This window comes from Bradyrhizobium sp. CCBAU 25360 (assembly GCF_028128695.1).
Lineage (GTDB): Bacteria > Pseudomonadota > Alphaproteobacteria > Rhizobiales > Xanthobacteraceae > Bradyrhizobium > Bradyrhizobium ottawaense.
On sequence record NZ_LBJA01000029.1, the window covers coordinates 121,562 to 146,955 of the forward strand.

General features: G+C 64.3%; 25 protein-coding genes and 1 tRNA gene. 22 read left to right on the plus strand and 4 right to left on the minus strand.

Annotation, left to right across the window (positions count from 1 at the left end; all coding sequences use genetic code 11):
• Positions 1-67: 67 nt before the first annotated feature.
• The 9 genes from XH81_RS07120 to XH81_RS07160 all read left to right on the plus strand — a co-directional run bounded on the left by XH81_RS07120 (position 68) and on the right by XH81_RS07160 (position 8,064).
• On the plus strand, positions 68-1,045 hold the full coding sequence (locus XH81_RS07120; protein WP_028143924.1) for an NAD(P)H-dependent flavin oxidoreductase: 978 nt from the start codon (positions 68-70) through the stop codon (positions 1,043-1,045).
• 17 nt (positions 1,046-1,062) lie between these two features.
• Entirely contained in the window at positions 1,063-2,139 is a 1,077-nt protein-coding gene (locus tag XH81_RS07125) for an NAD(P)H-dependent flavin oxidoreductase (RefSeq protein WP_028143923.1), read from the plus strand.
• A gap of 75 nt (positions 2,140-2,214) precedes the next feature.
• Complete coding sequence (gene gatC / locus XH81_RS07130; protein WP_028143922.1) at positions 2,215-2,502, plus strand: Asp-tRNA(Asn)/Glu-tRNA(Gln) amidotransferase subunit GatC; 288 nt, start codon at positions 2,215-2,217, stop codon at positions 2,500-2,502.
• An 18-nt stretch (positions 2,503-2,520) separates the two neighbouring features.
• Positions 2,521-2,733: a hypothetical protein gene (locus XH81_RS07135; RefSeq protein ID WP_018321091.1), complete on the plus strand. Its 213-nt coding sequence runs from the start codon at positions 2,521-2,523 to the stop codon at positions 2,731-2,733.
• Entirely contained in the window at positions 2,730-4,205 is a 1,476-nt protein-coding gene (gene gatA / locus XH81_RS07140) for an Asp-tRNA(Asn)/Glu-tRNA(Gln) amidotransferase subunit GatA (RefSeq protein WP_271596090.1), read from the plus strand. The genes XH81_RS07135 and gatA overlap by 4 nt, the downstream gene beginning before the upstream one ends.
• A complete protein-coding gene (locus XH81_RS07145) occupies positions 4,196-4,498 on the plus strand; it encodes a hypothetical protein (RefSeq protein WP_028143920.1) in 303 nt (100 codons plus the stop codon). The genes gatA and XH81_RS07145 overlap by 10 nt, the downstream gene beginning before the upstream one ends.
• Complete coding sequence (gatB, locus tag XH81_RS07150; RefSeq protein ID WP_271596091.1) at positions 4,495-5,973, plus strand: Asp-tRNA(Asn)/Glu-tRNA(Gln) amidotransferase subunit GatB; 1,479 nt, start codon at positions 4,495-4,497, stop codon at positions 5,971-5,973. Before XH81_RS07145 ends, gatB begins: the two co-directional genes overlap by 4 nt.
• 1,519 nt (positions 5,974-7,492) lie before the next feature.
• Positions 7,493-7,759, plus strand: a complete 267-nt coding sequence (locus XH81_RS07155) for a hypothetical protein (RefSeq protein WP_018321086.1) — start codon at positions 7,493-7,495, stop codon at positions 7,757-7,759.
• Between the two features lie 95 nt (positions 7,760-7,854).
• A complete protein-coding gene (locus XH81_RS07160; protein WP_080670245.1) occupies positions 7,855-8,064 on the plus strand; it encodes a hypothetical protein in 210 nt (69 codons plus the stop codon).
• A 138-nt stretch (positions 8,065-8,202) separates the two neighbouring features.
• Here XH81_RS07160 and XH81_RS07165 read toward each other — a convergent pair.
• Positions 8,203-8,295: transfer RNA gene (locus XH81_RS07165), tRNA-Ser, on the minus strand.
• A gap of 814 nt (positions 8,296-9,109) precedes the next feature.
• Here XH81_RS07165 and XH81_RS07170 point away from each other — a divergent pair.
• Entirely contained in the window at positions 9,110-10,681 is a 1,572-nt protein-coding gene (locus XH81_RS07170; RefSeq protein WP_038974922.1) for a porin, read from the plus strand.
• A 604-nt stretch (positions 10,682-11,285) separates the two neighbouring features.
• On the opposite strand, the gene XH81_RS07175 is transcribed toward XH81_RS07170, so the two are convergent.
• The gene (locus XH81_RS07175) at positions 11,286-13,730 is read right to left on the minus strand and encodes a lytic transglycosylase domain-containing protein (protein ID WP_049824272.1); all 2,445 of its coding nucleotides are present in this window, start codon (positions 13,728-13,730) and stop codon (positions 11,286-11,288) included.
• 279 nt (positions 13,731-14,009) lie between these two features.
• Here XH81_RS07175 and dapA point away from each other — a divergent pair, with 279 nt between their 5' ends.
• The 4 genes from dapA to XH81_RS07195 are packed head-to-tail and all read left to right on the plus strand — an operon-like array spanning position 14,010 to position 16,488.
• Positions 14,010-14,900, plus strand: coding sequence for a 4-hydroxy-tetrahydrodipicolinate synthase (dapA, locus tag XH81_RS07180; protein ID WP_018320002.1), 891 nt, complete (start codon positions 14,010-14,012; stop codon positions 14,898-14,900).
• Positions 14,901-14,955: 55 nt separating this feature from the next.
• Complete coding sequence (gene mscL, locus XH81_RS07185) at positions 14,956-15,369, plus strand: large conductance mechanosensitive channel protein MscL (protein ID WP_028144386.1); 414 nt, start codon at positions 14,956-14,958, stop codon at positions 15,367-15,369.
• A gap of 59 nt (positions 15,370-15,428) precedes the next feature.
• Positions 15,429-15,902, plus strand: a complete 474-nt coding sequence (gene smpB, locus XH81_RS07190) for an SsrA-binding protein SmpB (RefSeq protein ID WP_018320004.1) — start codon at positions 15,429-15,431, stop codon at positions 15,900-15,902.
• Positions 15,903-15,906: 4 nt separating this feature from the next.
• A complete protein-coding gene (locus tag XH81_RS07195) occupies positions 15,907-16,488 on the plus strand; it encodes a peroxiredoxin (protein ID WP_028144385.1) in 582 nt (193 codons plus the stop codon).
• A gap of 9 nt (positions 16,489-16,497) precedes the next feature.
• Here the strand turns inward: XH81_RS07195 and XH81_RS07200 are convergent, their stop codons facing one another.
• Positions 16,498-17,172 carry a uracil-DNA glycosylase gene (locus XH81_RS07200; RefSeq protein WP_038950895.1) on the minus strand — a complete coding sequence of 225 codons (675 nt, stop codon included), beginning with the start codon at positions 17,170-17,172 and terminating at the stop codon, positions 16,498-16,500.
• Entirely contained in the window at positions 17,153-17,797 is a 645-nt protein-coding gene (locus XH81_RS07205) for a LabA-like NYN domain-containing protein (protein WP_028144383.1), read from the minus strand. Before XH81_RS07205 ends, XH81_RS07200 begins: the two co-directional genes overlap by 20 nt.
• A gap of 330 nt (positions 17,798-18,127) precedes the next feature.
• Between XH81_RS07205 and rpoZ the strand changes: the two genes are divergently transcribed.
• The 8 genes from rpoZ to XH81_RS07245 all read left to right on the plus strand — a co-directional run bounded on the left by rpoZ (position 18,128) and on the right by XH81_RS07245 (position 25,375).
• Complete coding sequence (rpoZ, locus tag XH81_RS07210) at positions 18,128-18,520, plus strand: DNA-directed RNA polymerase subunit omega (protein WP_008133017.1); 393 nt, start codon at positions 18,128-18,130, stop codon at positions 18,518-18,520.
• Between the two features lie 204 nt (positions 18,521-18,724).
• On the plus strand, positions 18,725-21,010 hold the full coding sequence (locus tag XH81_RS07215; RefSeq protein WP_018320008.1) for a RelA/SpoT family protein: 2,286 nt from the start codon (positions 18,725-18,727) through the stop codon (positions 21,008-21,010).
• A gap of 46 nt (positions 21,011-21,056) precedes the next feature.
• Positions 21,057-21,809 carry a pyridoxine 5'-phosphate synthase gene (locus XH81_RS07220; RefSeq protein WP_028144382.1) on the plus strand — a complete coding sequence of 251 codons (753 nt, stop codon included), beginning with the start codon at positions 21,057-21,059 and terminating at the stop codon, positions 21,807-21,809.
• Positions 21,806-22,225, plus strand: coding sequence for a holo-ACP synthase (gene acpS / locus XH81_RS07225; RefSeq protein ID WP_028144381.1), 420 nt, complete (start codon positions 21,806-21,808; stop codon positions 22,223-22,225). The genes XH81_RS07220 and acpS overlap by 4 nt, the downstream gene beginning before the upstream one ends.
• Before the next feature lie 249 nt (positions 22,226-22,474).
• A complete protein-coding gene (lepB, locus tag XH81_RS07230; RefSeq protein WP_028144380.1) occupies positions 22,475-23,239 on the plus strand; it encodes a signal peptidase I in 765 nt (254 codons plus the stop codon).
• Positions 23,236-24,057 (plus strand): ribonuclease III, encoded by an 822-nt coding sequence (rnc, locus tag XH81_RS07235; protein WP_028144379.1) that lies wholly within the window; start codon positions 23,236-23,238, stop codon positions 24,055-24,057. Before lepB ends, rnc begins: the two co-directional genes overlap by 4 nt.
• A complete protein-coding gene (era, locus tag XH81_RS07240) occupies positions 24,047-24,973 on the plus strand; it encodes a GTPase Era (protein ID WP_028144378.1) in 927 nt (308 codons plus the stop codon). Before rnc ends, era begins: the two co-directional genes overlap by 11 nt.
• Positions 24,974-24,994: 21 nt before the next feature.
• Positions 24,995-25,375, plus strand: coding sequence for a hypothetical protein (locus XH81_RS07245; RefSeq protein ID WP_028144377.1), 381 nt, complete (start codon positions 24,995-24,997; stop codon positions 25,373-25,375).
• Positions 25,376-25,394: the final 19 nt, after the last annotated feature.

Genomic DNA, 25,394 nt, shown 5'->3' on the forward strand with positions numbered 1-25,394 from the left:
TTCTGTAGAATTCAATTTTGAAGAATGATATTCGCGCCTAATCTTCCTGTCCAGAGCAGGAGGACTCATGCCGATTGCCACGCCGCTGACGGAGTTGCTGGGGATCAGACATCCGATCTTGTCGGCTCCCATGGACACGATCGCGGGCAGCCGGCTGACGCGCGCTGTCAGCGAGGCCGGCGGATTCGGCATCCTGGGTGGTGGATACGGTGACCGTGTCCGACTTCAGACGGAGGCCGCAGAGCTGAAGGGCTTTGCGCCGTTCGGCATCGGCTTCATCACTTGGAGCCTGGCGAAACAGCCCGAACTGCTCGACATCGCGCTCGACGCTCGCCCCCAAGCCGTGATGCTGTCGTTCGGCGATCCCGCGCCATTCGCGCCGCGCATCAAGGCGTGCGGCGTGCGACTGATCTGCCAGGTGCAGAGCGAGGACATGGCCAGGCAGGCGCTCGATGCCGGCGCCGATATCCTGATCGCGCAAGGCACCGAAGCCGGCGGCCATGGCGCATCGCGCACCACCGTCGATATCGTGCCGGCGATCGTCGATCTAGCGGCCGGACGCGTGCCGGTCGTCGCGGCCGGCGGGATCGCCGACGGCCGGGGCCTTGCCGCAATGATGATGCTGGGCGCAGCCGGTGTGCTGATCGGCACGCGCTTCTATGCGAGCGCGGAGGCTAACGGGGCGCAGGAGGCCAAGGAGCGCATTCGCAGAGCTGACGGCAATGACACCGTGCGCGGCGTCATTGCCGACTGGTCGCGCAGCCTGTTCTGGCCGGCCCCGTTCACCGCGCGAACCCTGGTCAATGATCACATCAGGCGCTGGACCGGCCGCGAGATCGAGCTGATGCAGCGCGCAAGCGAGGTCGCCGTCGAGTATGCTGCGGCGAAGGCCGCAGGCAATTTCGAGGTCGCCGCGGTCTTTGCCGGCGAGGCGGTTGGCTTGATTCATGATATTCCGCCCGCAGCCGAACTCGTCGAGCGGATTGCGATTGAAGCCGAACAGCTCCTTGCCGGACGGCGCAACTCCATTGCGTCAGTCGCCTGAACCTAGAGAGAACAACCATGTGGCCTGACCGTCGACTGATCGACCTCTTCAAGACCGAATTTCCGATCGTGCTGGCGCCGATGGCCGGTGTGATGGATGCGGAGCTGGTGATCGCCGCGGCGCAAGGCGGAGCGCTGGGGTCGCTGCCGTGCGCGATGCTGTCGCCGGACAAGATACGCGAGCAGGTCAGGATCATCCGCAACGGCGTCACAGCGCCGGTCAATCTGAACTTCTTCTGCCACACGCCGGTCGAGCTCACGGCGGAGGCCGAGGCGCGCTGGAAGCAGCGCCTCGCGGGCTATTACAGGGAACATGGCCTCGATCCGGCGGCGCCGGTCAATGCCGCCAACCGAGCCCCGTTCGATGCGGCGACCTGCGCGCTCGTGGAGGAGCTGAAGCCGGAGGTCGTGAGCTTCCATTTCGGGCTCCCGGAGCAGGCCTTCCTCGACCGCATCAGGGCAGCCGGGTGTCTCGTGATCGCCTCGGCGACCACCGTGAAGGAAGCCGTCTGGCTCGACCAGCGCGGTGTCGACGCGGTGATCGCGCAAGGCGCGGAGGCCGGCGGCCATCGCGGCATGTTCCTGACCGAGAAGATAAGCGAGCAGCCCGGCAATCTTGCGTTGGTGCCGCAGATTGTCGATGCCGTGAAGGTGCCGGTCATCGTGGCCGGCGGCATTGGGGACGGGCGCGGCATCGCGGCAGCTTTCGCGCTGGGCGCCTCCGGTGTGCAGATCGGAAGCGCTTACCTGCGCTGTCCTGAATCCAAGGTGACTGCGGCGGGGCGCGCGGCACTGGCGGAAGGACGCGATGATTCCACCGTCATCACCAACGTCATGACCGGGCGGCCGGCCCGCGGCGTCCAGAACAGGCTGATGCGCGAAGCCGGTCCAATCTGCCCGGATGCGCCGCCATTTCCCCATGCGGCAACGGCGCTGGTGCCGTTGAAGGCGGCGGCGGAGAAGCAGAGCCGCGCGGACTTCACCAATCTCTGGGCGGGGCAGGCGATTGCCATGGGGCGGGACCTCCCCGCCGCCGAATTGACCCGGGATCTCGCCAAATCGGCGCTGGCCCGCATGAAAGCGCTGGCTGGGTAGCTCCGGCCCCGGTTGCGGCGCAAAACCGGCCTCTGCTATACGGCACATAGGTTTTGCCGTGAGAGGCCTTATATAATGTCCGTCGACGCCGCTACCGTCCGCCGCATCGCGCATCTGGCGCGCATCGCGGTTTCCGAGGGCGAGGTTCCGCATCTGCAGGGCGAGCTTAACGCCATGCTCGCCTTCGTCGAGCAGCTCTCCGAGGTCAATGTCGAGGGCGTGGAGCCCATGACCTCGGTCACCCCGATGCAGATGAAGAAGCGGCAGGACGTGGTCGATGACGGCGAGATCGCCGACGATATCGTTGCCAACGCGCCCGCGACCGAAGGTCACTTCTTCCTGGTGCCCAAGGTCGTCGAGTAATTTTTAGGACGTGGTCCGATGTGTCTGCTTTGCGACGATGAGAAGGCCTATCAGGCCTACATGAACTATCTCGACAAGATGGAGCGGCAGGGCAAGGCTGCCGATCCCAACGTCGCCGTGAATGCCGTGCTCGACGAGATCGAGGCCGCCGCCAATGCGGCCGCCAAAAAAGACGACCCAGCCAACGACAAGACCCTGTCTCCGTTCTTCTGCAGCCCGATCAATAAATGACCGATTTGACATCGCTGACGCTCGCCGAGGCCCGCAAGGGTCTCGCCGACAAGACTTTCACGTCCCTCGAGCTGACCGACGCGCATCTGAGCGCCATCGAAGCCGCGCGGGTGCTCAACGCCTTCGTGATGGAGACGCCGGAGCAGGCGCGCGACATGGCCAAGGCCGTGGACGAGAAGATCGCCAAGGGTGACGGCGGTCCGCTCGCCGGAATCCCGCTCGGCATCAAGGATCTGTTCGCGACCAAGGGCGTGCGCACCACCGCATGCTCGAAAATCCTCGGCAATTTCGTGCCGACCTACGAGTCCACCATCACCTCGCAGCTGTGGCGCGACGGCGCGGTGATGCTCGGCAAGCTCAACAATGACGAATTCGCGATGGGCTCGGCGAACGAGACCTCGTGCTTCGGTCCCGTCGGCAATCCCTGGCGGCGCGAGGGAAGCAACACCACGCTGGTGCCGGGTGGCTCGTCCGGCGGCTCTGCCTCGGCGGTGGCGGCGCTGCTGTGCATGGGCGCGACCGCGACCGACACCGGCGGCTCGATCCGCCAGCCGGCGGCGTTCACCGCGACCGTCGGCATCAAGCCGACCTATGGCCGCTGCTCGCGCTGGGGCATCGTCGCCTTTGCCTCCTCGCTCGACCAGGCAGGTCCCATTGCGCGCAGCGTGCGCGATGCCGCGATGCTGCTGCGCTCGATGGCCGGCTATGACCCGAAGGACACGACCTCGGTCGACATTCCCGTGCCCGATTACGAGGCGGCGATCGGCAAGTCCGTGAAGGGCATGAAGATCGGCATTCCCAAGGAGTACCGCCTCGACGGCATGCCGGCCGAGATCGAAAAACTCTGGAGCGAGGGCGCGGCGTGGCTGAAGGCGGCCGGCGCCGAGCTGGTCGAGGTGTCGCTGCCGCACACCAAATACGCACTGCCGGCCTATTACATCGTGGCGCCGGCGGAAGCGTCCTCGAACCTCGCGCGCTATGACGGCGTCCGCTACGGCCTGCGCGAGCAGGCCAAGAACATCACCGAGCTCTACGAGAACACCCGCGCCGAAGGTTTTGGTGCGGAGGTCCGCCGCCGCGTCATGATCGGCACCTATGTGCTCTCGGCCGGCTATTACGACGCCTACTATTTGCGCGCCCAGAAGGTGCGCACGCTGATCAAGAAGGATTTCGAGGATTGCTTCGCCAGGGGCGTCGACGCGATCCTGACGCCTGCGACGCCGTCGGCGGCCTTCGGCATCGGCGAGAAGGGCGGCGCCGATCCGGTCGAGATGTATCTCAACGACATTTTTACGGTGACCGTGAACATGGCGGGCCTTCCCGGCATCGCGGTGCCCGCCGGCAAGGATGCGCAGGGCCTGCCGCTCGGCCTGCAGCTGATCGGCCGTCCGTTCGAGGAGGAGACGCTGTTCTCGCTCGGCGAGGTGATCGAGCAGGCGGCCGGCCGCTTCACGCCCGCGAGGTGGTGGTGAATGCCGCGGCGTTCATCGCGAGCCTCGACGGCGCGGCGCCCGCGCCACACCTGAGCGCGCCGCTCGCCGGCCTGTGGTGGGCCGCGAAGGGGGACTGGGACCGCGCCCACAAGATCGTCCAGGACGAGCAGGGTCGCGACGCAGCCTGGGTGCACGCCTACCTGCACCGCGTCGAGGGCGATCTCGGCAACGCAGGCTACTGGTACCGCCAGGCCGGCCAGCCGGCTGCAAAGGATTCATTGGAAGCGGAGTGGGAGCGGATCGCTGTCACGCTGCTCGGGAGCACGACATGAGCACGGCCACGCACAAGCTTCTCAAGGGCGCCACCGGTGACTGGGAGGTGGTCATCGGCATGGAGATCCATGCTCAGGTGACGTCGAAGTCGAAACTGTTCTCGGGCGCCTCCACCGCGTTCGGCGGCGAGCCGAACACGCACGTCTCGCTGGTCGATGCCGCGATGCCGGGCATGCTGCCCGTCATCAACGAGGAATGCGTCAGGCAGGCTGTCCGGACCGGGCTCGGTCTCAATGCGCAGATCAATCTGCGCTCGGTGTTCGACCGCAAGAACTATTTCTATCCAGACCTGCCGCAGGGCTACCAGATCAGCCAGTACAAGTCGCCGGTCGTGGGCGAGGGCGAGGTGATCGTCGATCTCGACGGCGGCCGCACTGTCTCCATCGGCATCGAGCGGCTGCATCTGGAGCAGGATCCGGGCAAAATGCTGCACGACCGGTCGCCGTCGCTGTCCTACATCGATTTCAATCGCTGCGGCGTGGCGCTGATGGAGATTGTCTCGAAACCGGATATCCGCGACGCCGAGCAGGCCAAGGCCTATGTGACCAAGCTGCGCTCGATTATGCGCTACCTTGGCACCTGTGACGGTGACATGGAGAAGGGATCCTTGCGCGCCGACGTCAATGTGTCCGTGCGCAAGCCCGGCGCGCCGCTCGGCACCCGCTGCGAAATCAAGAACATGAACTCGATCACCTTCATCGGCCAGGCGATCGAGTATGAAGCGCGGCGCCAGATCGAGATCCTGGAGGACGGCGGTCAGATCGAGCAGGAGACGCGTCGGTTCGATCCCAACAAGGGCGAGACCCGCTCGATGCGGTCCAAGGAAGAGGCGCACGACTATCGCTACTTCCCCGATCCCGACCTGCTGCCGCTGGAGTTCAGCCAGGAATTCGTCGACGAGCTGAAGGCTGAGCTCCCCGAGCTGCCGGACCAGAAGAAGACGCGCTTCGTCGCCGATCTCGGCCTGTCGGCCTATGATGCGAGCGTGCTCGTCGCCGAGCGCGAGAGCGCGGTGTTCTACGAGACAGTGCTCGACAAGCTCGGCAACCGCGCGCGCGACGGCAAGATGGCGGCGAACTGGGTGATCAACGAGCTGTTCGGCCGTCTCAACAAGGAAGGCCGGGATATTACGGGCTCTCCGGTGGGCGCCGAGCAGCTCTCGGGGATCATCGACCTGATCGGCGAGGGCACGATCTCGGGCAAGATCGCCAAGGATCTGTTCGAGATCATCTGGCAAGAGGGCGGCGATCCCCGTGCGCTGGTCGAAAGCCGCGGCATGAAGCAGGTCACGGATCTTTCGGCGATCGAAAAGGTTGTCGACGACATCATCGCGGCCAATCCCGACAAGGCCGCGCAGGTGAAGGACAAGCCGCAGTCGCTCGGCTGGTTCGTCGGCCAGGTGATGAAGGCCTCCGGCGGCAAGGCCAACCCGCAGAGCGTCAACGACCTGCTCAAGTCCAAGCTCGGCGTCTAGCGTCGCGCGTTCGAACGAGGTGACGGACACGCTTCGTCACCTCGCTTTCGGTTCGTGATGCGACGCTCGCGCGCATCCTCAGCGGCAAACTTCATCCCGACCAGAGGCGATGCGACGGCCGAATCGCCGTCACGCGATTCGCGCAAAAAGGCGGCTCGCTCACGCTCTGGCGAGCGCTCGCGCCGTTAAGCATGAAAATAATTTCGTTGCCAAAAATCGCGACTCAGAGTCCGCGAAATGCCTTTGCAAGGTGATCTCGACCGTCACGATGCGCACCGTCGGGTCGATCGTGCGCGATGCGCGCGTGCAGGAAAATACTTGCTGCATAGAGTTTTCTGCAATCGCATCTCTCGCAGACATCGACGATGCGGGCACTCTGCGCGATCGTGCAAACGCGTCATGCAGCGTGCTTGCATCGCGCTCGCCAAGCGCACGCGCCTTGCGCCGTCAACACTTCTTTAAGCGAGACGCTGTTTTTTTCGTTGTGTTGGTGTATTCGGGATGAGTGTGCACTCGATCCCCGAATGCATGCAGCGATTAAGCCATCTCACACATCGGAGGGCAACATGGCCAAGAAAGCTAAGAAGGCAAAGAAGGCGAAGAAGGCGAAGAGCGCAGTGAAGAAGACTGCGAAGAAGACCCGCAAGGTCGCCAAGAAGAAGTAACTTCGCTTCTGAAGTTGCCGGCTCCTCGAGAGCCGGCACGTCATCAGCGCCTCCCAGAGGTTCTGGTCGACGATAGAGGGTGTCGGCGAGACATCAGGTCAACGGTCGGATCGCTCTCTTCGCGGTCCGGCAGAAGAAACAAGTTTTCTTCGTTCGGTGCGGGGCCGGTTCTCCGGTTCTGCAATTTCACGAGTGGCCTCACGGTCAAAGTGGAATCTGGTCCTGACGTGTTCGCCGACGCCCTCGTTCTCCTGAGGCCGGGGTATTGCCGGCATTCCTTTTCCCCACATTGCTGATTTGACCACAGCGTCATCGTTGCGCTGGCCGCTCCACCTTGGGCAGGCGAGGGCTGCGGCCCGATTGCGTGCTGCCGTGGCTTATCGAGCGACGTTGCAGTCTCTGGAATGCCGGGTCGTCCGCCCGCCGCATTGCTGAAGCTTCGGCATTCTAAGACGACGGGCCTCGGCGAAGCCTTGGCCGTAGCCGGGACGCCGGTGACGACAGCGAGTTGGGGACGCCGCAGGATGCGCCCACCGTACGCGATGGTTATCGATGTCCCAAAATCCCAGGGTAAACCAAATCTGACGAATCGCGGAAGTGCCTGCAAACCAGGGACTTCTAGAATTCTGTGCGCCGGCGCCGCGCGCTCGCGTTTACGTCTGCTTCATCGCGATACTTAAACTGCCATTCAAATTTGCCCGCCATCATCGCCTCCAACAAGCCGGCAAACGGCGTTGGGTAAAAAGACTAAGGGATGAGTTGAACAGTGCACGGTCCCGGGAAGGGGCATGCACATCAGAGTTGGACGGGAGCCGCGCTCGGGGGAGCAAGGCACAAGAAAAAGGGGATGCGTTATGTTTCAGGGTACTTTCGATCTGGAGACGGCAACGCCGATCGACGCGACCGCGCTGTCGGACGTGCTGTTCGAGCGGGGGATCTATTGGGCGAGCGGCCGTTCCGGGCTCGTCGATCTCGTCGCCGCACACAAATGGTTCAACCTCGCCGCCCTGAAGGGCCGCAAGGACGCCGTGACGCTGCGCCAGGAAGTCGCCGGGCAGATGTCGGATGCCGAGATCTCGGCCGCGCAGCGCGAGGCGAGGGCGTGGGTCTCCACGCACTGAACCGAGAATTGCATCCGCACCCGTGTTCGCACGGGTGGGCCTGGTTGCGCTGAATCAAGTTTCTTCGTCGTGCCGCCACATAAGACCCGTGCGGCATGAGCGAGCCCGACACTAAGAGACGATGGCTGCCGATTCAGATCGCTCCCGATGAGTGCGATCTGGAACTCGGACGTCCGCACAAGACGGGGATTCTGCCCTGGTCGTTCCCGTGCCGGCGCAGGTCCGGCGTCTGGTACAACGTCTGGGCCGGCGAGGCGGTGCTGATTTCGCCCTCGCATTGGCGGATCTGGCGGTTCCACCGGTAGGCACGGACCACACACATATAAGATGGCGCGAATCGAGCTGGAGCTCGCCGCGCCGATCCTTGCGCCAGGCTTTCGCGCGGCCTCACGAGCGCATTCAGGTGAAAGAACGCCCAGACTTTGATTGATTCTGCCGCTGGGTGGCGGAGAGGGAGGGATTCGAACCCTCGATACAGCTTGAGACCGTATGACGCTTTAGCAAAGCGTTGCCTTCAGCCACTCGGCCACCTCTCCGGTGCGAGCCTTATGCATCTAATTACTCGGGCCGGTCAATTTGGAAGCGTGTGTTTTCGCTCGAATATTCCCAGCGATTTTCGCAGCAAAGCAGTTTGCTCCCGGGGCGTGACCGTAACGTTGCGAGAATCGGGCACAGAGTTGGAGCGTCCGGCGCATCTCGAAGGATAGTTCCGCCCACGAGAACGTCTTAGCTCGCGTAAGGGACTGATTTTACTGGAAGAGTCGATTGAGCGGGGGCGGGCGGTCGAAAGTTCGATTCGTGGCATCTCCGTCAGCCGGCTCCAATAGCCCCGCTATCCACAAAGGTGCTCGTCGCGCACCTTAAAGCCACGCCTGCATCAGGCTGGGGAGGCGCGGAGCAGGTCGATGAGCTCTCCTTGAGTCTGCCTCCGATTCTACGATTCGAGTGCGTCAAAGCCCCTCCAGGCCGAGATCTCGCTTGCGGTGCCTTAAGTGCGGAACTTTGATGGCAAAAGGAACCGTCTCTAAAACATCAAAGAAAACAATTGGTTGCGAGGGCGCTCCGATCACATCTGCGTGTTATTTGTGCAACACCCGCCGGAAAACAAGCTTCATAGGCCCGTTTCAAAGCGTTCTCTTGTTGTGTGTGCAAGGACGTTCGGTAATTGTGACTGAGCGACGGAGGGGGGCATCCCGAGGTCGTCCCGTTTAGGTCATTTCGCTTAAGTCCCTCGCGTTCATGCGGGTGTGTCCGAAGACGCGAAGGAGCCCGGAGCGGTGATTTAGAGGGGGTTGGGGAATTGGCCGTCCGGTCAGTGACCTTCCCTGAAGAGCAACTTGGAGGTTTAACATGAAGTTGGTTAAGAGCCTTTTGCTCGGCTCAGCGGCGGGTCTGATCGCCGTGGGCGGAGCTCAAGCAGCCGATCTGCCCGTGAAGGCCAAGGCGGTCGAATACGTGAAGATCTGCTCGCTGTACGGCGCGGGCTTCTACTACATCCCGGGCACCGACACCTGCATCAAGCTGGGTGGTTATCTGCGCGCTGAAGTCGCGCTGAACACCAACTCCAGCTTCAGCGGTCAGCTCACGTCGAACAACGGTTCGCGCAACCGTCTGACGAACTACTACACCATGCGCGCTCGTGAAGATCTCAACATCGACACGCGCACCGCGACCGAGTACGGCGTCGTCCGTACCTTCTTCGACGGCGTGTTCTCCTGGACCACCGGCAACTACGCCGGTACGGGCAGCGCGACCGGCACGACCGCCTACAGCGGCACGCTGGCTCTCAACACCTCCGGCGCCACCCCGGCGCTCGTTGGTTCGTCGATCAACGGCACCGACGGCAACACCTCGGGCGGTTCGCTCGGCGTGTACTACGCCTTCATCCAGTTCGCTGGCTTCACCATGGGTAAGGCCGTGTCGCAGTTCGACGCGCCCTGGACCAACTATCCCGGCAACAACTTCGACAGCCTCGTCGGCGGCAGCGGCACGGTCACTGGTGTCAACCAGTTCACCTACACCGCTGACTTCGGTCAGGGCGTGACGGCGTCGTTCTCGGCGGAAGACGCGACGGCTTACTACCAGGCCGGCAACCTCAACATGACCGGCGCTTCGGCGACTGGCATGATCGGCGGTTCGTATGGCTCGAACGCCATCGGCGGTTCGCGTTCGCCGAACCTCGTCGGTATGGTTCGTGTCGACCAGGCCTGGGGTCTGTTCCAGGCGTCGGTCGCCGCGCATGACAACCACGTTGCCTACTACGGCGCCACCGAGCCGACTGGCCACCCCGACGACAAGTGGGGTTGGGCTGTTCAGCTCGCTCTGTCGATCAAGAACATCCCGACTGGTGCGGGTGACGTGATCAACATTTCGGGCGTCTACACCGACGGCGCGTCCCGTTACAACTTCCAGAACCTGTCGGGCGGCAGCTACTCGATGTTCGGCAGCTCGGGCGTTGCCTACCAGAGCGTCGGCTTCGCCATCGCTCCGGACACCGTGTTCGTGACCGGCTCGTCGCAGGAGACTGTGAAGACCTGGGGCTTCCGTGGTGCCTACACCCACAACTGGGATCCCTACTGGAACACCGCGCTCTACGGTGCCTACGCTCAGGCACAGTTCGGCTCGCTGGCCAAGACCACGCTTTGCGGCGCCGGTGGTGCTGGCGGCGTGTTCGGCGGTCTCGCCGGTGTGACGGGTTGTAATCCTGACTTCGCCATCGGCCAGGTCGGTATCATCACCCGCTGGACCCCGGTCAAGAACCTCACGTTCTCGGCTGACCTGAACTGGACCCATCTCGACCAGAAGTACTCCGGTACGGTTGGTTACGCTGGTGCCGGCACGACGGCCAAGCCGGCCGCTGTGTACGAGCTGAAGGATCAGGACACCATCACCCTGCTCCTCCGCGCTCAGCGCAACTGGTAAGTTCGGTCTAACGACCTGACAGAGAGCCCCGGCGGGAAACCGCTGGGGCTTTTCCTTTGCCGCGATGCTTGCCTTCTCGCTTGGCGCAATGGGCCAAGTTTGGCGCATCGCTCTCCATTGACGGTCTTCGTTGCGATCTGATGGAAGTCGTGGTGGGAGGGCAGGGCAATCGCACACGGCGTTTTCCGCCAACTGAGCGCGCGCCTCGTCATTCGAGACGACCGCGAAGCCTGTCATAAGGCCGCCCTTTGCGCGGCCCCGTGGCGGTCTCCTGAGGCTGAGGCCAAGCGGCATCAGTGCCCGTCAAGACTGCTGCCGCACACTCCGTCCTCATCCTGAGGGCCCGCCAACGGCGGGCGTCTCGAAGGTTAGCTACAGAGGGGGCGCTCCCAAATGCGATTGCTCCGGGGTGGGAGAGGGAAGCTCCGCGCTTCCCATCCCTGGCAGTGGCGCGCGGGCGGAGAGCTGCGCTGGCCGGCGCGGCCGCGCATACGCTTCGCTGGTCTGTCTTTGCAGCGGTGGCGACAGGCCCTTCATCTGCACCGTGAGGCAACGGCAGCGCTCGCAACCCATGCTCGCGGCTGCGAATCGAAAGAGCGGATCGCTATTCCACGCTGCCGGCGCCACGACGCAGATCGGCTTCGATCTGTAGCCGCGTGCCGCCGCCGAAGCGGGCACGGTAGACTTGCAGGTTCTCCATGATCCGCTGCACGTAGTTGCGCGTTTCGGAGAACGGAATCAGCTCGACCCAGTCGACCGCGTCGACCTTGGGGTCGCGCGGATCGCCGTAGCGCTCGACCCACTTCTTCACGCTGCCGCGGCCGGCATTGTAGGCGGCAAAGGTCATGATGTAGGAGCCGCGGTAATCCTCGAGCAGTCCGCCGAGCTCGGCCGAGCCGAGCGTGGCGTTGTAGACCGAATCGTTCTTCAGCCGCCCCAGATCGTAAGTCGCGCCGTGACGCTTGCAGACATAGCGCGCGGCGTCGGGCGTCACCTGCATCAGGCCGTAGGCCTGCGCCGGCGAGACCACTGACGGATTGAATGCGCTCTCCTGCCGCGCGATCGCATAGACGATGCTGCGCTCGACGTCGGGACCGATCGGGGTGAACTGCGGAATGCCGTTGACGGGGTAGGCGTAAAAGTCGAACGGCAGGCCGCGATTGAGCGCGGCCTTGCCGAGCAGCAGCATGCCGCGCGCATCGTTGTAGCGCTGGGTCAGCTCGCCGAGGCCGGCGAGTGCTTCGGGATCGCCGTTCTCGCCCATGTCGGCCAGCAGCGGTATCGCCATCTCGCGCTCGTCGAGCTCGTAGAGCAGGTGCGCGGCGCGCACGATCTCCAGCCGCTCGGCGCCGCGGCCGCGCGGCTGGCTGTTGAGCTCGATCTGCGGCAGGCCGAGCTTGGCCCGGGCGAGCTGGCCGTAATAGCTGGTCGATTGTTCGGCCGCGCGGGCATAGGCGTTGCGCGCCTCCTGCTGGCGCCCCGCCGCTTCCGCGGCGCGGCCCTGCCAATAGCCGGCACGCGCCAGCGCGGTCGGATTGACGCTGCCGACGCCGATGCGGGCGAAATGCTGGGTGGCGGCCGCGGGGTCGTTGAGGAAGCGCAGCGCGATCCACCCGGCCGTGAACTCCTGCTCGGTCTTGTAGATGTCGCGCGAGGGCAGTGCGGCGTCGCGCGCGATCAGATAGGCGCTGCGGAATTCCTCGGTGTCGATCATCTTGCGCGCCAAAAGACGCCGCTCGATCCACCATTCGTCGAGATTGTGGAGCCGGTTCGGATCCTTCGGCGCCGACAGCATGAGCTGGGCTGCTTCGGCGAACTTCTCCTCGCGGCGCAGCAGCTGGATCCTGCTGAAGGTGAAGCCGGGGTCGTTGTGCAGCTCGCGGGGCACGGCGTCGAGCAGCGCGCGCGCGTTCGGCGCCTTCTTGACGGCGGCGATGCGGGCCTTGGCGAGTGCGACATAGCCGGCGCCCAGGCGCTTTGCGGCGCGCAGCGCGGCCTCGTTCTCGCTGCCGTAGAGCAGGGTGTCCATCCGCGCCTTCTGGTCGCCCGGCGTCAGCAGGGCGCCGAACTGGTCGAGCGCGTTGTTCTCGGTGTCCTCGGACATCGGATCGCTGCGCCAGGCCTCGCGCACCAGCCGCTCGGCATTGGCGCGGTCGCCGCGCGCCAGCATCGCCTTGGCGAGCGTGAACCGGCCCTTGGCGGAGATCGGAGATTCGTTCTCGAACCACGACCACGCGACGGAATCGTCGCGCCTGTCGTCCCACATCGCGGCCTCGAGGCGCCGGCGCAGGAAGGTTTGCGACGGCCAGCTCGGATTGGCGGAGAGGAAGGCGCGGTAGCGCTCCACGGTCGCGCCATTGTCCTCGCTGCGCAGGATGATCCATTCCGCGAGTTTTCGCGCGACCGGATCCGAGATGCCCGCTGCGACGCTGCTGGCGTCACCCGCCTTGCGCTTGCGCACGAGCTCGATGACGCTCTCGAGGGCGTCCTTGTCACCCTGGGGCGTCGACGACGTCGCAGCGACCGCGGCCGGTATGACCGGCTTGCGCGGCGCGGCATGCTGGCGCGTCGCCGGGGCCAGCACGGGCGCTGCGGCCGGTCTGGCCGCGGGGGCGGAAGGTCTGACGGTGGCGGTCACGGCCGGCGCGGGGGCCGTTTTCGGCGGCGAACCGCTGGCGGCCGGATGCGATTTCGGCGCAGGGGTCGCTACGGCGGGCTTTGCGGCAGGCGTTGCTGCAGGCTTGGGCTTGTCCTTCGCGGGCTCTGTTCCGGCGCTCTTGCCGCCGTCCTTGCCGATCTCCTTGGCCGGTTTCTTCGCAGCGTCCTTCGCCGGAGCGCCAGCGGCACCCTTGCTCGCGCCCTTGCTTGCTCCCTGGCTTGCTCCTTTGGCCGCGTCCTTCGAAGTTTCCTTGCCGGTTCCCTTGGACGAGCCCTTCGCGCTGTCCTTGGCAGCGTCCTTGGCGGCCGGCTTCGCGGTGTCCTTGCCGGCTTCCGCAGGTGTCTCATTGGACTTGGCCAGGGCGGCGCAGCCGACCGACAGCCCTGCCATCAGGCACACGATGAGACCGGTGGATCGCCAGGCGGCACGAGGGAATGAGGTCACGGGTTTGGTCGCCCCGAATCAGTCAAGTGGCTCAAGATCTAGCTGTATTTGATTGAATATGCGGACAAAATACCAACAGCGGCTTACCGCGGGCGGGTTTGCACCACTACCACGGCAAAATCGCGGCCTAAACGGTGCGTCACACGGAAGCGGGCCTTTTACCGGCGGGATAGACCCGATATGAAAGGGGCTTGCTCAAGAGATAGCCGCGTACGGAGGAAGTCCATGGCAGCCAAGACGAAATTCCGGGGGTCGTTCACCGCCTTGGTCACGCCGTTCAAGAACGGCTCGCTGGACGAGGCGGCATTCCGATCCCTGGTCAACTGGCAGATTTCGGAGGGCACCAACGGCCTGGTCCCGGTCGGCACCACCGGCGAGAGCCCGACGCTCAGCCATGACGAGCACAAGAAGGTGGTCGAATGGTGTATCGCTGAAGCCAAGGGCCGCGTGCCTGTGATCGCCGGTGCTGGCTCCAACTCGACCAAGGAGGCGATCGAGCTCGCCCAGCACGCGGAGAAGGCCGGCGCGGACGCCGTGCTGGTGGTGACGCCCTACTACAACAAGCCGACCCAGGAAGGCATGTACCAGCACTTCAAGGCGATCAACGACGCGATCGGCATTCCGATCATCATCTACAACATCCCGCCGCGCTCGGTGATCGACATGTCGGTCGACACCATGAAGCGGCTGTGGGAGCTCAAGAACATCGCCGGCGTGAAGGACGCCACCGCCAGCATGGTGCGCGTGTCGCAGCAGCGTGCGGCGATGGGCGAGGATTTCAACCAGCTCTCGGGCGAGGACGCGACCATCATCGGCTACATGGCGCATGGCGGCCACGGCTGCATCTCGGTGACGTCGAACGTCGCGCCGCGCCTGTGCTCGGAGTTCCAGGCCGCCTGGGCGAAGGGTGACCATGCCACCGCGCTGAAGATCCACGACAAGCTGATGCCGCTGCACAACAACCTCTTCATCGAGAGCAACCCGGCGCCGATCAAGTACGCGATGTCGCTGCTCGGCAAGCTCGACGAGACGCTGCGGCTGCCGATGGTGCCGGTCTCCGAGCCGACCCGCGTTGCCGTGCGCAGTGCCATGGTTCATGCTGGGTTGATCAACTGATGGGTTGACCAATCGGGGGGGGCCGTTCATGAGCGTCGACGAGAAGGGCAGGCGGATGCTCACGGAGTTCCGCGAATTCGCCATGAAGGGCAACGTCGTCGATCTCGCGGTCGGCGTCATCATCGGTGCGGCCTTCGGCGCCATCGTCACCTCGCTGGTCGGCGACATCATCATGCCGATCATCGGTGCAGCGACGGGCGGCCTCGACTTCTCGAACTACTTCGCCCCCTTGTCGAAGGCGGTGACCGCCACCAACTTAGCGGATGCGAAAAAGCAAGGCGCCGTACTTGCTTACGGTAGCTTCCTGACGCTGACGATCAACTTCATCATCGTCGCCTTCGTGCTGTTCCTGGTGATCCGCGCCATCAACACGCTGAAGCGGAAGGAAGAGACCAAGCCCGCGGAGCCGCCGAAGCCGTCGGCGGAGGTCGTGCTGCTGACCGAGATCCGCGATCTCCTCAAGAAGTGACGCGCGCGCTTCATCCAAACTGTTAGCATCGCTGCGCATCGCGCTCAGGTTTCGTCGCCATGGCTGAAAAGAACGAACGTCCGATCAAGGTCATGGCGGAAAATCGCAAGGCCCGCTTCAACTATGCGATCGAGGATACGATCGAGGCGGGGATTGCGCTGACCGGCACCGAGGTCAAGTCGATCCGCAACGGCAAGAGCACGATCGCGGAGTCCTATGCCGATTCCAAGGACGGCGAGATCTGGCTGATCAACGCCACCATTCCCGAATATCTGCAAGGAAACCGCTTCAATCACGAGCCCAAGCGGCCGCGAAAGCTGCTGCTGCATCGCCGGCAGATCAACAAGCTGATGGGCGCCGTCGACCGTGAGGGCATGACGCTGATCCCGCTCAAGCTCTATTTCAACGAGCGTGGTCGCGCCAAACTGCAGCTTGCGGTTGCAAAGGGCAAGAAGCTCCACGACAAGCGCGAGACCGAGAAGAAGCGCGACTGGAGCCGGGAGAAGGGCCGCCTGATGCGGGCGAGGGGATAGCGAGATGAACCAACGGAACCTGCTCGAGGTCGATTGGAGCCAGATTCCCGCACCCGAAGACGACGGCGCCGCCGCGCATCTGACCGGCATGACGTTGCCGCCGATCGGCCTGCTCGCGACCAACGACACCTCGGTGACGCTGTCGGCGCTGCGTGGCCGGACTGTGGTGTTCGCTTATCCCCGCACCGGCGAACCCGGCAAGATTTCGTTGGTCGACGATTGGGACATGATCCCGGGCGCGCGCGGGTGCACGCCGCAGACTTGCGCATTTCGCGATCTGTTCGCCGAGCTGAAGGGCGCCGGCGCCTCCCACGTGTTCGGCCTCTCGACCCAGAGCAACGCGTACCAGACCGAGATGGCGTCACGGCTGCATCTGCCGTTCCCCGTGCTGTCGGACGAGAAGCTGGCGCTGACGCGCGCGCTCAATCTGCCGACGATGGAGGTCGCGGGCCTGACGCTGATCAAGCGTCTTGCGCTGATCGTCGACGACGCCAGGATCACGCATGTGTTCTACCCGGTGTTTCCGCCCGACCGGAACGCAGGCGACGTCCTGGACTGGCTCAAGGCCAATCCGGCCAAAGCCTGAACCCGGGCGCTAATCGAGATCGGCCTTCACCTTCGCGAACACCGACCGGAACATGTCCGGCGTCAGCACGCCGGTATTCGTGTTGTAGCGCGAGCAGTGATAGCTGTCGTAGAGCCTGAACGCGCCGGCCTGATGCACGGCGCCGTGGCCGAAGGGGGCCTGCGAGGCCTTCAGGTTCAGCGGCTTGAGCACGCTGTCGTGCGCAATCCGCCCGAGCGCGATGATCGCGCGCAGCTTCGGCATCGTCTCGAGATTCGCGACGAGGAACTGGCGGCAGGTGTTGATCTCGACCGGCAGCGGTTTGTTCTGCGGCGGAACGCAATGCACTGCATTGGCGATCCGGCAGTCGACCAGCTTCAGGCCGTCGTCGGGACGCGCCTGATAGGTGCCCTTGGCAAATCCATATTCGAGCAGCGTGGCGTAGAGCAGGTCACCGGCGTAGTCGCCGGTGAACGGCCGTCCCGTGCGGTTGGCGCCCTGCATCCCCGGCGCGAGGCCGACGATCAACAGGCGTGCCTTGACGTCGCCAAAGGGCGCGACCGGCGCGTTGTGCCACAACGGCTCGCGCGCCCGGTTCGCCTCGCGAAAGGCGACCAGGCGCGGACAGAGCGGACAATTGCGGTCGGGAACGACGGTTGGAGCCTGGCGACTTGACCGGGCCGCCTCACTCCTCGAAGTCGTCATCGCCCCTCGGCGCCACGGTGGTTGCGCGCTGGAGGAATTGCGGGGCGTGGTGGCGGGCCTCGCGATCGCCGCGGTCGCGCGGGGCGGGGCGTTCGGAGGGATCGCGGCCGAGCTTGGATTGCAGCTCGACGAGGTCGGTGAAGACGTCGGCCTGGCGGCGCAGCTCGTCGGCGATCATCGGCGGCTGGCTGGCGATGGTGGAGATCACCGTGACCCGCACGCCGCGGCGCTGCACGGCCTCGACCAGGGAGCGGAAGTCGCCGTCACCGGAGAACAGCACCATCTGGTCGATGTGCTCGGCAAGCTCCATGGCGTCCACGGCGAGCTCGATGTCCATATTGCCCTTGACCTTGCGGCGGCCGGAGGCGTCGATGAACTCCTTGGTCGCCTTGGTGACGACGGTGTAGCCGTTGTAATCCAGCCAGTCGATCAGCGGGCGGATCGAGGAGTATTCCTGATCCTCGATGATGGCGGTGTAGTAGAACGCCCGAAGCAGCGTGCCGCGGCTCTGAAACTCCTTCAGCAGGCGCTTGTAGTCGATGTCGAAGCCCAGAGTTTTCGCCGTCGCGTAGAGATTGGCTCCGTCGATGAAGAGCGCGATCTTGTCGGTAGAGGAAGGTGACATTCAGTTTGCTCGCGTAGTGTTCGTGATTGATCGTTTATTGTTGGCGCGGCGGCAGGAGGCCGCGCAATTGTAGAGTGCCGCTAAAACCCATCGAAACCGCAAATCCGGAGAAGTCGGGGCAAACAAGGTATAGTTATGGCGGACTTTCCATACACCCGGCGCCGCCATCGATGGCAGCCCGGGTAACCACCCATCCCAGCCCCAATGTGGGGGTAGCAGAGCCGTTTGGCGAGGCCAAATCACAAATTGGCCTTGCGAAACCGCCCCAGCCCCTATAACTAGCCCCAATCATCCACATATTTCGTCCCACCCACAACGGAGCGACAGTCCATGGCTCGCGTCACCGTAGAAGATTGTATCGACAAGGTCGACAACCGGTTTGACCTGGTCCTGCTGGCCGCCCACCGTGCCCGCATGATTTCGTCCGGTTCACAACTAACGGTTGACCGCGATAACGACAAGAACCCTGTTGTGTCTTTGCGCGAAATTGCTGACACGACCATTTCGCCCGAGGACCTGCGCGAGGAGCTGGTGCACTCGCTCCAGAAGTTCGTCGAGGTCGACGAGCCCGAGCCGGATACGGTGCCGTTGATCGGTTCCGCGGGCGCGAGCGTCGATGCGGACGATACCGAAGTCGCCGTCGAGCGCATGACCGAAGAGGAGCTCCTGAAGGGACTCGAAGGCCTTGCGCCGCCCGAGGAGCAGCCCGAGGAAGACGAGTAAATCGTCCGTCGCGATCGTCGATGTCTTGTGATTTTATCAAAGGCCCGAACCGGTGTTCGGGCCTTTGCTTTTGTTGACGTTTTCGTGGTTACCATGCGTTGTACTTGGCGATGCGTCCTGTCACTGAATTGATCGGACACAAGCGCGATCGGAGCTAAGATGTATACAGCGGGCCGGCTCGGGCTCGTTTGAAGGCAGGACGGGATGGTATATCGGCGCCGCAGATCCACGCAGATGCAGGCCGCAACCGAATCGGTTGCCGTGGCCCCGACTGCGCCGGTCGCGCGCCCGGCCAAGCCGCGTGCGCGCATGATGCGTCAATATGACCTCGTCGAGCGCGTCAGGTCCTACAATCCCAACACCAACGAAGACTTGCTGAACCGCGCCTATGTCTACGCCATGAAGGCGCACGGCTCGCAGACCCGCGCCTCGGGCGATCCGTATTTCTCGCACCCGCTCGAAGTGGCAGCGATTCTCACCGACCTCAAGCTCGACGACGCCACCATCGTGGCCGCGCTGCTCCACGACACCATCGAGGACACCGAAGCGACGCGGGCCGAGATCGACCAGATATTCGGGCCGGAGATCGGCGCGCTGGTCGAGGGCCTGACCAAGCTGAAGCGGCTCGAGCTGGTGTCGCGCGAGGCCAAGCAGGCCGAGAACCTGCGCAAATTATTGCTGGCCATTGCTGACGATGTCCGCGTGCTCCTGGTCAAGCTCGCCGACCGCCTGCACAACATGCGTACGCTGGATTTCGTGCCGACGGAATCGCGCAGGCGCATTGCCGAAGAGACGCTCGACATCTATGCGCCGCTGGCGGGCCGCATGGGCATGCAGGAAATGCGCGAGGAGCTGGAGGATCTGTCCTTCCGCACCCTCGATCCCGAGGCCTATTCGGTGGTGATGCAGCGGCTCGACGCGCTCGCCGAGCGCAACCGCAACCTGATCGGCGAGATCGAGGACCAGCTCTCCAACAATCTGCGCCACCGGGGCTTAGGGGCGCGGGTCTATGGCCGCCGCAAGAAGCCGTTCTCGATCTGGACCAAGATGGAGCGCAAGTCGGTCGGCTTCGAGCAATTGTCCGACATCTTCGGCTTCCGCCTCGTCGTCAACGACATCGAGGCCTGCTATCGCGCGCTCGGCATCGTCCACACCACCTGGCCGGTCGTGCCGGGACGCTTCAAGGACTACATCTCGACGCCGAAGCAGAACGACTACCGCTCGATCCACACCACGGTGATCGGCCCCGGCAACCAGCGCGTCGAGCTGCAGATCCGCACCGAGGCGATGGACCAGATCGCCGAGCGGGGCATCGCCGCGCACGTCTTCTACAAGGAGGGCGTCGGCTCGCCGACCGAATTCCTCAAGCGCGAGTCCAATGCGTTCGCCTGGCTGCGCCACACCATCGGCATCCTTTCGGAGAGTGCCAACCCGGAGGAATTCCTCGAGCACACCAAGCTCGAGCTGTTCCACGACCAGGTGTTCTGCTTCACCCCCAAGGGCAAGCTGATCGCGCTGCCGCGCCACGCCAACGTGATCGACTTCGCCTATGCCGTGCACACCGACGTCGGCAATAGCGCGGTCGGCTGCAAGATCAACGGCCAGTTCGCGCCGCTGTCCTCGGAGCTGCAGAACGGCGATGAGGTCGAGGTGCTGACCTCGGAAGCGCAATCGGCGCCGCCCTCGGCCTGGGAGACGCTTGCGGTCACCGGCAAGGCGCGCGCCGCGATCCGCCGTGCCACGCGGACTGCGGTGCGCGATCAATATGCCGGTCTCGGCCGGCGCATCGTGGAACGCCTGTTCGAGCGCGCCAAGATCGAATACGCCGACGACAAGCTCAAGGGCGCGCTGCCGCGGCTCGCGCGCACCTCGATCGAGGACGTGATGGCGGCGGTGGGCCGCGGCGAGATCAAGGCCTCCCACGTCGCGCGCGCGATGTACCCCGACTACAAGGAGGAGCGCATCGCGCGCTACGGCGTCAAGAAAGGGCTTGCCGCCAAGCTCAAGGAGAAGTCGTCGGAGCCGCCGCGCAGCCCGGTCGCGATCCCGATCCGCGGCATCAATTCCGACCTCCCGATCAAGTTCGCGCCGAATGGCGGCGCCGTGCCGGGCGATCGCATCGTCGGCATCGTCACGCCGGGCGAGGGCATCACGATCTACCCGATCCAGGCGCCGGCCCTGAAGGATTTCGAGGAGGAGCCGGAGCGCTGGCTCGACGTCCGCTGGGACATCGAGGACTCCGCGCCGCAGCGCTTCCCCGCCCGCATCAAGGTCGAGAACGTCAACGAGCCCGGTGCGCTTGCCCAGATCGCGACCGTGATCGCCGAGCACGACGGCAATATCGACAACATCAGCATGCAGCGCCGCTCGCCTGATTTCACGGAGACGACGATCGATCTCGAAGTCTACGATCTGAAGCACCTCAGCGCGATCCTGGCCCAGCTGCGCGCGAAGGCGGTCGTCGCCAAAGTCGAACGTGTTAATGGATAGACGTCTTCCGCAGCCGTCCGTCCCCCCGATTTCGTGAGTTTCTGAAATGCCCGCAATTCCGCTTCGCCTCGGCGTCAATATCGATCACGTCGCAACCGTGCGTAACGCGCGCGGCGGCCGCCATCCCGATCCGGTGCGCGCGGCGCTGATGGCCATCGAAGCCGGCGCCGACGGCATCACCGCCCATTTACGCGAGGATCGCCGCCACATCCGCGATGAGGACATGGCGCGGCTGAAGGCCGAGATCTCCAGGCCGCTCAATTTCGAGATGGCGGCGACCGACGACATGATGCGCATCTCGCTCGCGACCAAGCCGCACGCGGTGTGCCTGGTGCCGGAGCGCCGGCAGGAGGTGACCACCGAAGGCGGGCTGGATGTTGTCGGCCAGCACAACGCGCTCGCGCCCTACATCGCCCGGCTGAACGATGCCGGCATTCGGGTCTCCCTGTTCATCGCCGCCGATCCCGCCCAGATCGCGATGGCGGCGCGGCTGCGCGCGCCGGTGATCGAGATCCATACCGGCGCCTGGTGCGATGCCGTGGTCGACGGTCACACCGCCAAGGCCGAGGCCGAATGGCAGCGGATCGTGGCGGGGGTGAAGCTGGCGAAGGCCGCCGGGCTGGAGGTTCATGCCGGGCACGGGCTCGACTATGCGACGGCGGAGACGATTGCCGCGCTTCCAGAGATCATGGAGCTCAACATCGGCTACTACATGATCGGCGAGGCACTGTTCGTCGGTCTTGCCGAGACGGTGCGCTGCATGCGCGCGGCGATGGACCGCGGCCGGAGCCGGGCATGATCATCGGCATCGGCTCCGACCTGATCGACATCACCCGCGTCGGCAAGGTGATCGAGCGCCATGGCGAGCGCTTCCTCGATCGCATCTTCACCGCGGCCGAGCGGGCCAAGGCGGAGCGGCGGGCCAAGAACGAGAAGATGGTGGTGGCGACCTACGCCAAGCGCTTTGCCGCCAAGGAGGCCTGCTCCAAGGCGCTCGGCACCGGGATCCGGCGCGGCGTCTGGTGGCGCGACATGGGGGTGGTCAACCTGCCGGGCGGGCGGCCGACCATGCAACTGACCGGCGGGGCGCTGGCCCGGCTCCAGGCCCTGACCCCGGAGGGGTTCGAGGCGCGGATCGACCTGTCGATCACCGACGACTGGCCGCTGGCGCAGGCCTTCGTGATCATTTCCGCCGTCCCGCTGCCGAAACCCTGAGGGGGCCCGGCGATTTTACGATTTGTGTTGTAAATCAATATCTTACCCAGTTTTGATGCGATCCTTGATTGCGTGGCCTCCGACAACCGTCTAAAAGTCCGCGGACACAAAATCAGCTTGGGCGAATTCGGCTTTACGCCGGAATTGGCCCTCACTATCAGAATCAGGACAATCTCCTTGCGCCGCGAACCGGTGGGCCGTTCGCGGGAGGAGGGCGCTCTGTGATCGCCGGGCGGAATTGAGAGAGCAATGAGCGTGACTTCAGGAACGAAAACTGAGAGCGGCGTCGGTGAAACGATCCGGGTCGTGATCCACGCTCTCCTGATCGCGCTGGTGATCCGCACCTTCCTGTTCCAGCCGTTCAACATCCCGTCCGGCTCGATGAAGGCGACGCTGCTGGTCGGCGACTATCTGTTCGTCTCGAAATATTCCTACGGCTACAGCCACTATTCGATTCCGTTCTCGCCGCCGCTGTTCTCCGGGCGGATCTGGGGCTCGGATCCGAACCGCGGCGACATCGTCGTGTTTCGCCTGCCGAAGGACGATTCCACCGATTACATCAAGCGCGTGATCGGCCTTCCCGGCGACCGCATCCAGATGCGGGACGGGCTGCTCTACATCAACGACACGCCGGTCGAACGGCAGCGCATGAGCGAATATGTCGGCGAGGAGCCCTGCGGCTCGGAAGGTGGCGGCATCTCCCGCGTGAAGCGCTGGAAGGAAACGCTGCCGAACGGGGTGTCCTATGAGACGCTCGATTGCGCCGACAACGGCTACGTGGACAACACCAACGTCTACACCGTGCCATCAGGCCATTTCTTCATGATGGGCGACAACCGCGACAATTCCACCGATAGCCGCTTCCTCGGCCAGGTCGGCTATGTGCCGCAGGAGAATCTGATCGGCCGCGCCCAGATGATCTTCTTCTCCATCGCCGAAGGCGAGCATGCCTGGATGTTCTGGCGCTGGCCGTGGGCGGTGCGCTGGAATCGGTTCTTCAAAATCGTCCGATGAAAGACGAAGCCAAGGACATCGCGATCCAACCGACCGAGGCGCAAGCCGCTCCTGAGAGCGAAGCTGCAGCGAAGACGCCTGCAAAGAAGAAGCGGACACGGAGCAGCAAGGCCAAGGGCACCGATGCCAACGCGGCGCTCGAGGCGCGCATCGGCCATAGCTTCGCCGACCCGAATATGCTGATGCAGGCGATCACGCATGTCTCGGCGCTGAAGTCCGGGCGCAAGCGGGGCGACAGCTATCAGCGCCTGGAATTCCTCGGCGACCACGTGCTCGGGCTGGTCGTCTCCGACATGCTCTATCACGCGTTCCCGAACGCCGATGAGGGCGAGCTGTCCAAGCGTCTTGCCGAACTCGTGCGCAAGGAAAGCTGCGCCGACGTCGCCAAGTCGCTCGGTCTGCTCGACGACATCAAGCTCGGCTCGGTCGGCTCCAGCGCCGACGCGCGCCTGCGCAAGTCCATCCTCGGCGACATCTGCGAGGCCGTGATCGGCGCCGTCTTCCTCGACGGCGGGTACGCGGCGGCGTCCGAGTTCGTCAAGCGCAACTGGACCGAACGCATGCACAAGCCGCGCCGTCCCTTGCGCGATCCCAAGACCGTGCTGCAGGAATGGGCGCAGGGCAAGGGACTGCCGACGCCGGTTTACCGCGAGGTCGAGCGCACCGGCCCGCACCACGATCCGCAATTCCGCGTCGCGGTGGACCTGCCGGGGCTCGCGCCGGCCGAGGGCATCGGCGGCAGCAAGCGCGCGGCAGAGAAAGTAGCAGCTTCAGTGATGATCGAACGTGAAGGCGTTGGCGGCGGCAATGACGGCTGAAACAAGCGGCGAGGCGCCCACTGCCACGCGCTGCGGCTTCGTTGCGCTGATCGGCGCGCCGAATGTCGGCAAGTCCACGCTGGTCAACGCGCTGGTCGGGGCCAAGGTCACGATCGTCTCGCGCAAGGTGCAGACCACGCGCGCGCTGATCCGCGGCATCGTGATCGAGAACAACGCGCAGATCATTCTGGTCGACACGCCCGGCATCTTCCTGCCCAAGCGCCGGCTCGACCGCGCCATGGTTTCGACCGCCTGGAGCGGGGCGCATGACGCCGATCTCGTCTGCGTGCTGCTCGACGCCAAGACCGGGATCGACGAGGAGGCGGAGGCGATCCTCACCAAGGCGGCCAGCGTCAATCACGAGAAGATCCTCGTCATCAACAAGGTCGATCTGGTCCAGCGCGAGAAACTGCTGGCGCTGGCGCAGGCCGCCAACGAGCGCATGAAGTTCGCGCGGACCTTCATGATCGCGGCGATCTCGGGCGACGGCGTCGACGACCTCCGCAAGACGCTGTCCGAGATGGTGCCGGCGGGTCCGTTCCTTTACCCCGAGGACCAGATGTCGGACGCGCCGATGCGGCAGCTGGCGGCCGAGATCACGCGCGAGAAAATCTATCAGAAGCTGCACCAGGAATTGCCCTACCAGTCCACGGTCGAGACCGACAAGTGGGAGGAACGCAAGGACAAGTCGGTGCGGATCGAGCAGACGATCTTCGTCGAGCGCGAGAGCCAGCGCAAGATCGTGCTCGGCAAGGGCGGCGCCACCATCAAGTCGATCGGCGCAGACTCGCGTAAGGAGCTGATGCAGATCCTGGACGTGCCGGTCCACCTGTTCCTGTTCGTCAAAGTGCGCGAGAACTGGGGCGACGATCCCGATCGCTACCGCGAGATGGGCCTGGACTTTCCGAGAGAATAACCAAGAAAAGATCGGTATCCGATGAGCGTGCCCAGCAATGTCCGGCGCTTCGAAGCGCTGCTCTATGCGTCGTTGATGCTGGACGCCTTGTCCGTTGCGGTCCAGGACCGCACGCCCAGTGCCGAGGTGACCGAGCAGATGATCATGACGGGGACCTTGCTCGCCGGCGGCATGATCCTGCTCCTGGTCTACTTCGTCTGGTTAGCTGCGCATTGGCGCAAGAACTGGCCGCGCTGGGTGCTGGCGGCGGCGCTCGTGCTGTCGGTGATCTCGCTCGGCCAGATCATCGGGGAGAAGGGCATGGAGCTCGACAGCGCCATCGAGATCGTCTCTTGCGCGCTGACGACGGCAGGCCTGTATTTCTCCTTCAGCGGCGACGCGCAAGGCTGGTTCAACGCGTGAGGTTTCGCGCGGTGCCACA

Excerpts from the sequence above, each read along its gene's own strand:
- dapA (WP_018320002.1), top strand. The coding sequence starts at position 14,010 with ATGGCAGCCAAGACGAAATTCCGGGGGTCGTTCACCGCCTTGGTCACG.
- XH81_RS07215 (WP_018320008.1), top strand. The coding sequence starts at position 18,725 with ATGGTATATCGGCGCCGCAGATCCACGCAGATGCAGGCCGCAACCGAA.
- rpoZ (WP_008133017.1), top strand. The coding sequence starts at position 18,128 with ATGGCTCGCGTCACCGTAGAAGATTGTATCGACAAGGTCGACAACCGG.
- rnc (WP_028144379.1), top strand. The coding sequence starts at position 23,236 with ATGAAAGACGAAGCCAAGGACATCGCGATCCAACCGACCGAGGCGCAA.
- XH81_RS07155 (WP_018321086.1), top strand. The coding sequence starts at position 7,493 with ATGTTTCAGGGTACTTTCGATCTGGAGACGGCAACGCCGATCGACGCG.
- mscL (WP_028144386.1), top strand. The coding sequence starts at position 14,956 with ATGCTCACGGAGTTCCGCGAATTCGCCATGAAGGGCAACGTCGTCGAT.
- smpB (WP_018320004.1), top strand. The coding sequence starts at position 15,429 with ATGGCTGAAAAGAACGAACGTCCGATCAAGGTCATGGCGGAAAATCGC.
- gatB (WP_271596091.1), top strand. The coding sequence starts at position 4,495 with ATGAGCACGGCCACGCACAAGCTTCTCAAGGGCGCCACCGGTGACTGG.
- gatA (WP_271596090.1), top strand. The coding sequence starts at position 2,730 with ATGACCGATTTGACATCGCTGACGCTCGCCGAGGCCCGCAAGGGTCTC.
- gatC (WP_028143922.1), top strand. The coding sequence starts at position 2,215 with ATGTCCGTCGACGCCGCTACCGTCCGCCGCATCGCGCATCTGGCGCGC.
- XH81_RS07195 (WP_028144385.1), top strand. The coding sequence starts at position 15,907 with ATGAACCAACGGAACCTGCTCGAGGTCGATTGGAGCCAGATTCCCGCA.
- era (WP_028144378.1), top strand. The coding sequence starts at position 24,047 with ATGACGGCTGAAACAAGCGGCGAGGCGCCCACTGCCACGCGCTGCGGC.
- XH81_RS07120 (WP_028143924.1), top strand. The coding sequence starts at position 68 with ATGCCGATTGCCACGCCGCTGACGGAGTTGCTGGGGATCAGACATCCG.
- lepB (WP_028144380.1), top strand. The coding sequence starts at position 22,475 with ATGAGCGTGACTTCAGGAACGAAAACTGAGAGCGGCGTCGGTGAAACG.
- XH81_RS07135 (WP_018321091.1), top strand. The coding sequence starts at position 2,521 with ATGTGTCTGCTTTGCGACGATGAGAAGGCCTATCAGGCCTACATGAAC.
- XH81_RS07170 (WP_038974922.1), top strand. The coding sequence starts at position 9,110 with ATGAAGTTGGTTAAGAGCCTTTTGCTCGGCTCAGCGGCGGGTCTGATC.
- XH81_RS07220 (WP_028144382.1), top strand. The coding sequence starts at position 21,057 with ATGCCCGCAATTCCGCTTCGCCTCGGCGTCAATATCGATCACGTCGCA.
- XH81_RS07245 (WP_028144377.1), top strand. The coding sequence starts at position 24,995 with ATGAGCGTGCCCAGCAATGTCCGGCGCTTCGAAGCGCTGCTCTATGCG.
- acpS (WP_028144381.1), top strand. The coding sequence starts at position 21,806 with ATGATCATCGGCATCGGCTCCGACCTGATCGACATCACCCGCGTCGGC.
- XH81_RS07205 (WP_028144383.1), bottom strand. The coding sequence starts at position 17,797 with ATGTCACCTTCCTCTACCGACAAGATCGCGCTCTTCATCGACGGAGCC.
- XH81_RS07200 (WP_038950895.1), bottom strand. The coding sequence starts at position 17,172 with ATGACGACTTCGAGGAGTGAGGCGGCCCGGTCAAGTCGCCAGGCTCCA.
- XH81_RS07160 (WP_080670245.1), top strand. The coding sequence starts at position 7,855 with ATGAGCGAGCCCGACACTAAGAGACGATGGCTGCCGATTCAGATCGCT.
- XH81_RS07175 (WP_049824272.1), bottom strand. The coding sequence starts at position 13,730 with ATGGCAGGGCTGTCGGTCGGCTGCGCCGCCCTGGCCAAGTCCAATGAG.
- XH81_RS07125 (WP_028143923.1), top strand. The coding sequence starts at position 1,063 with ATGTGGCCTGACCGTCGACTGATCGACCTCTTCAAGACCGAATTTCCG.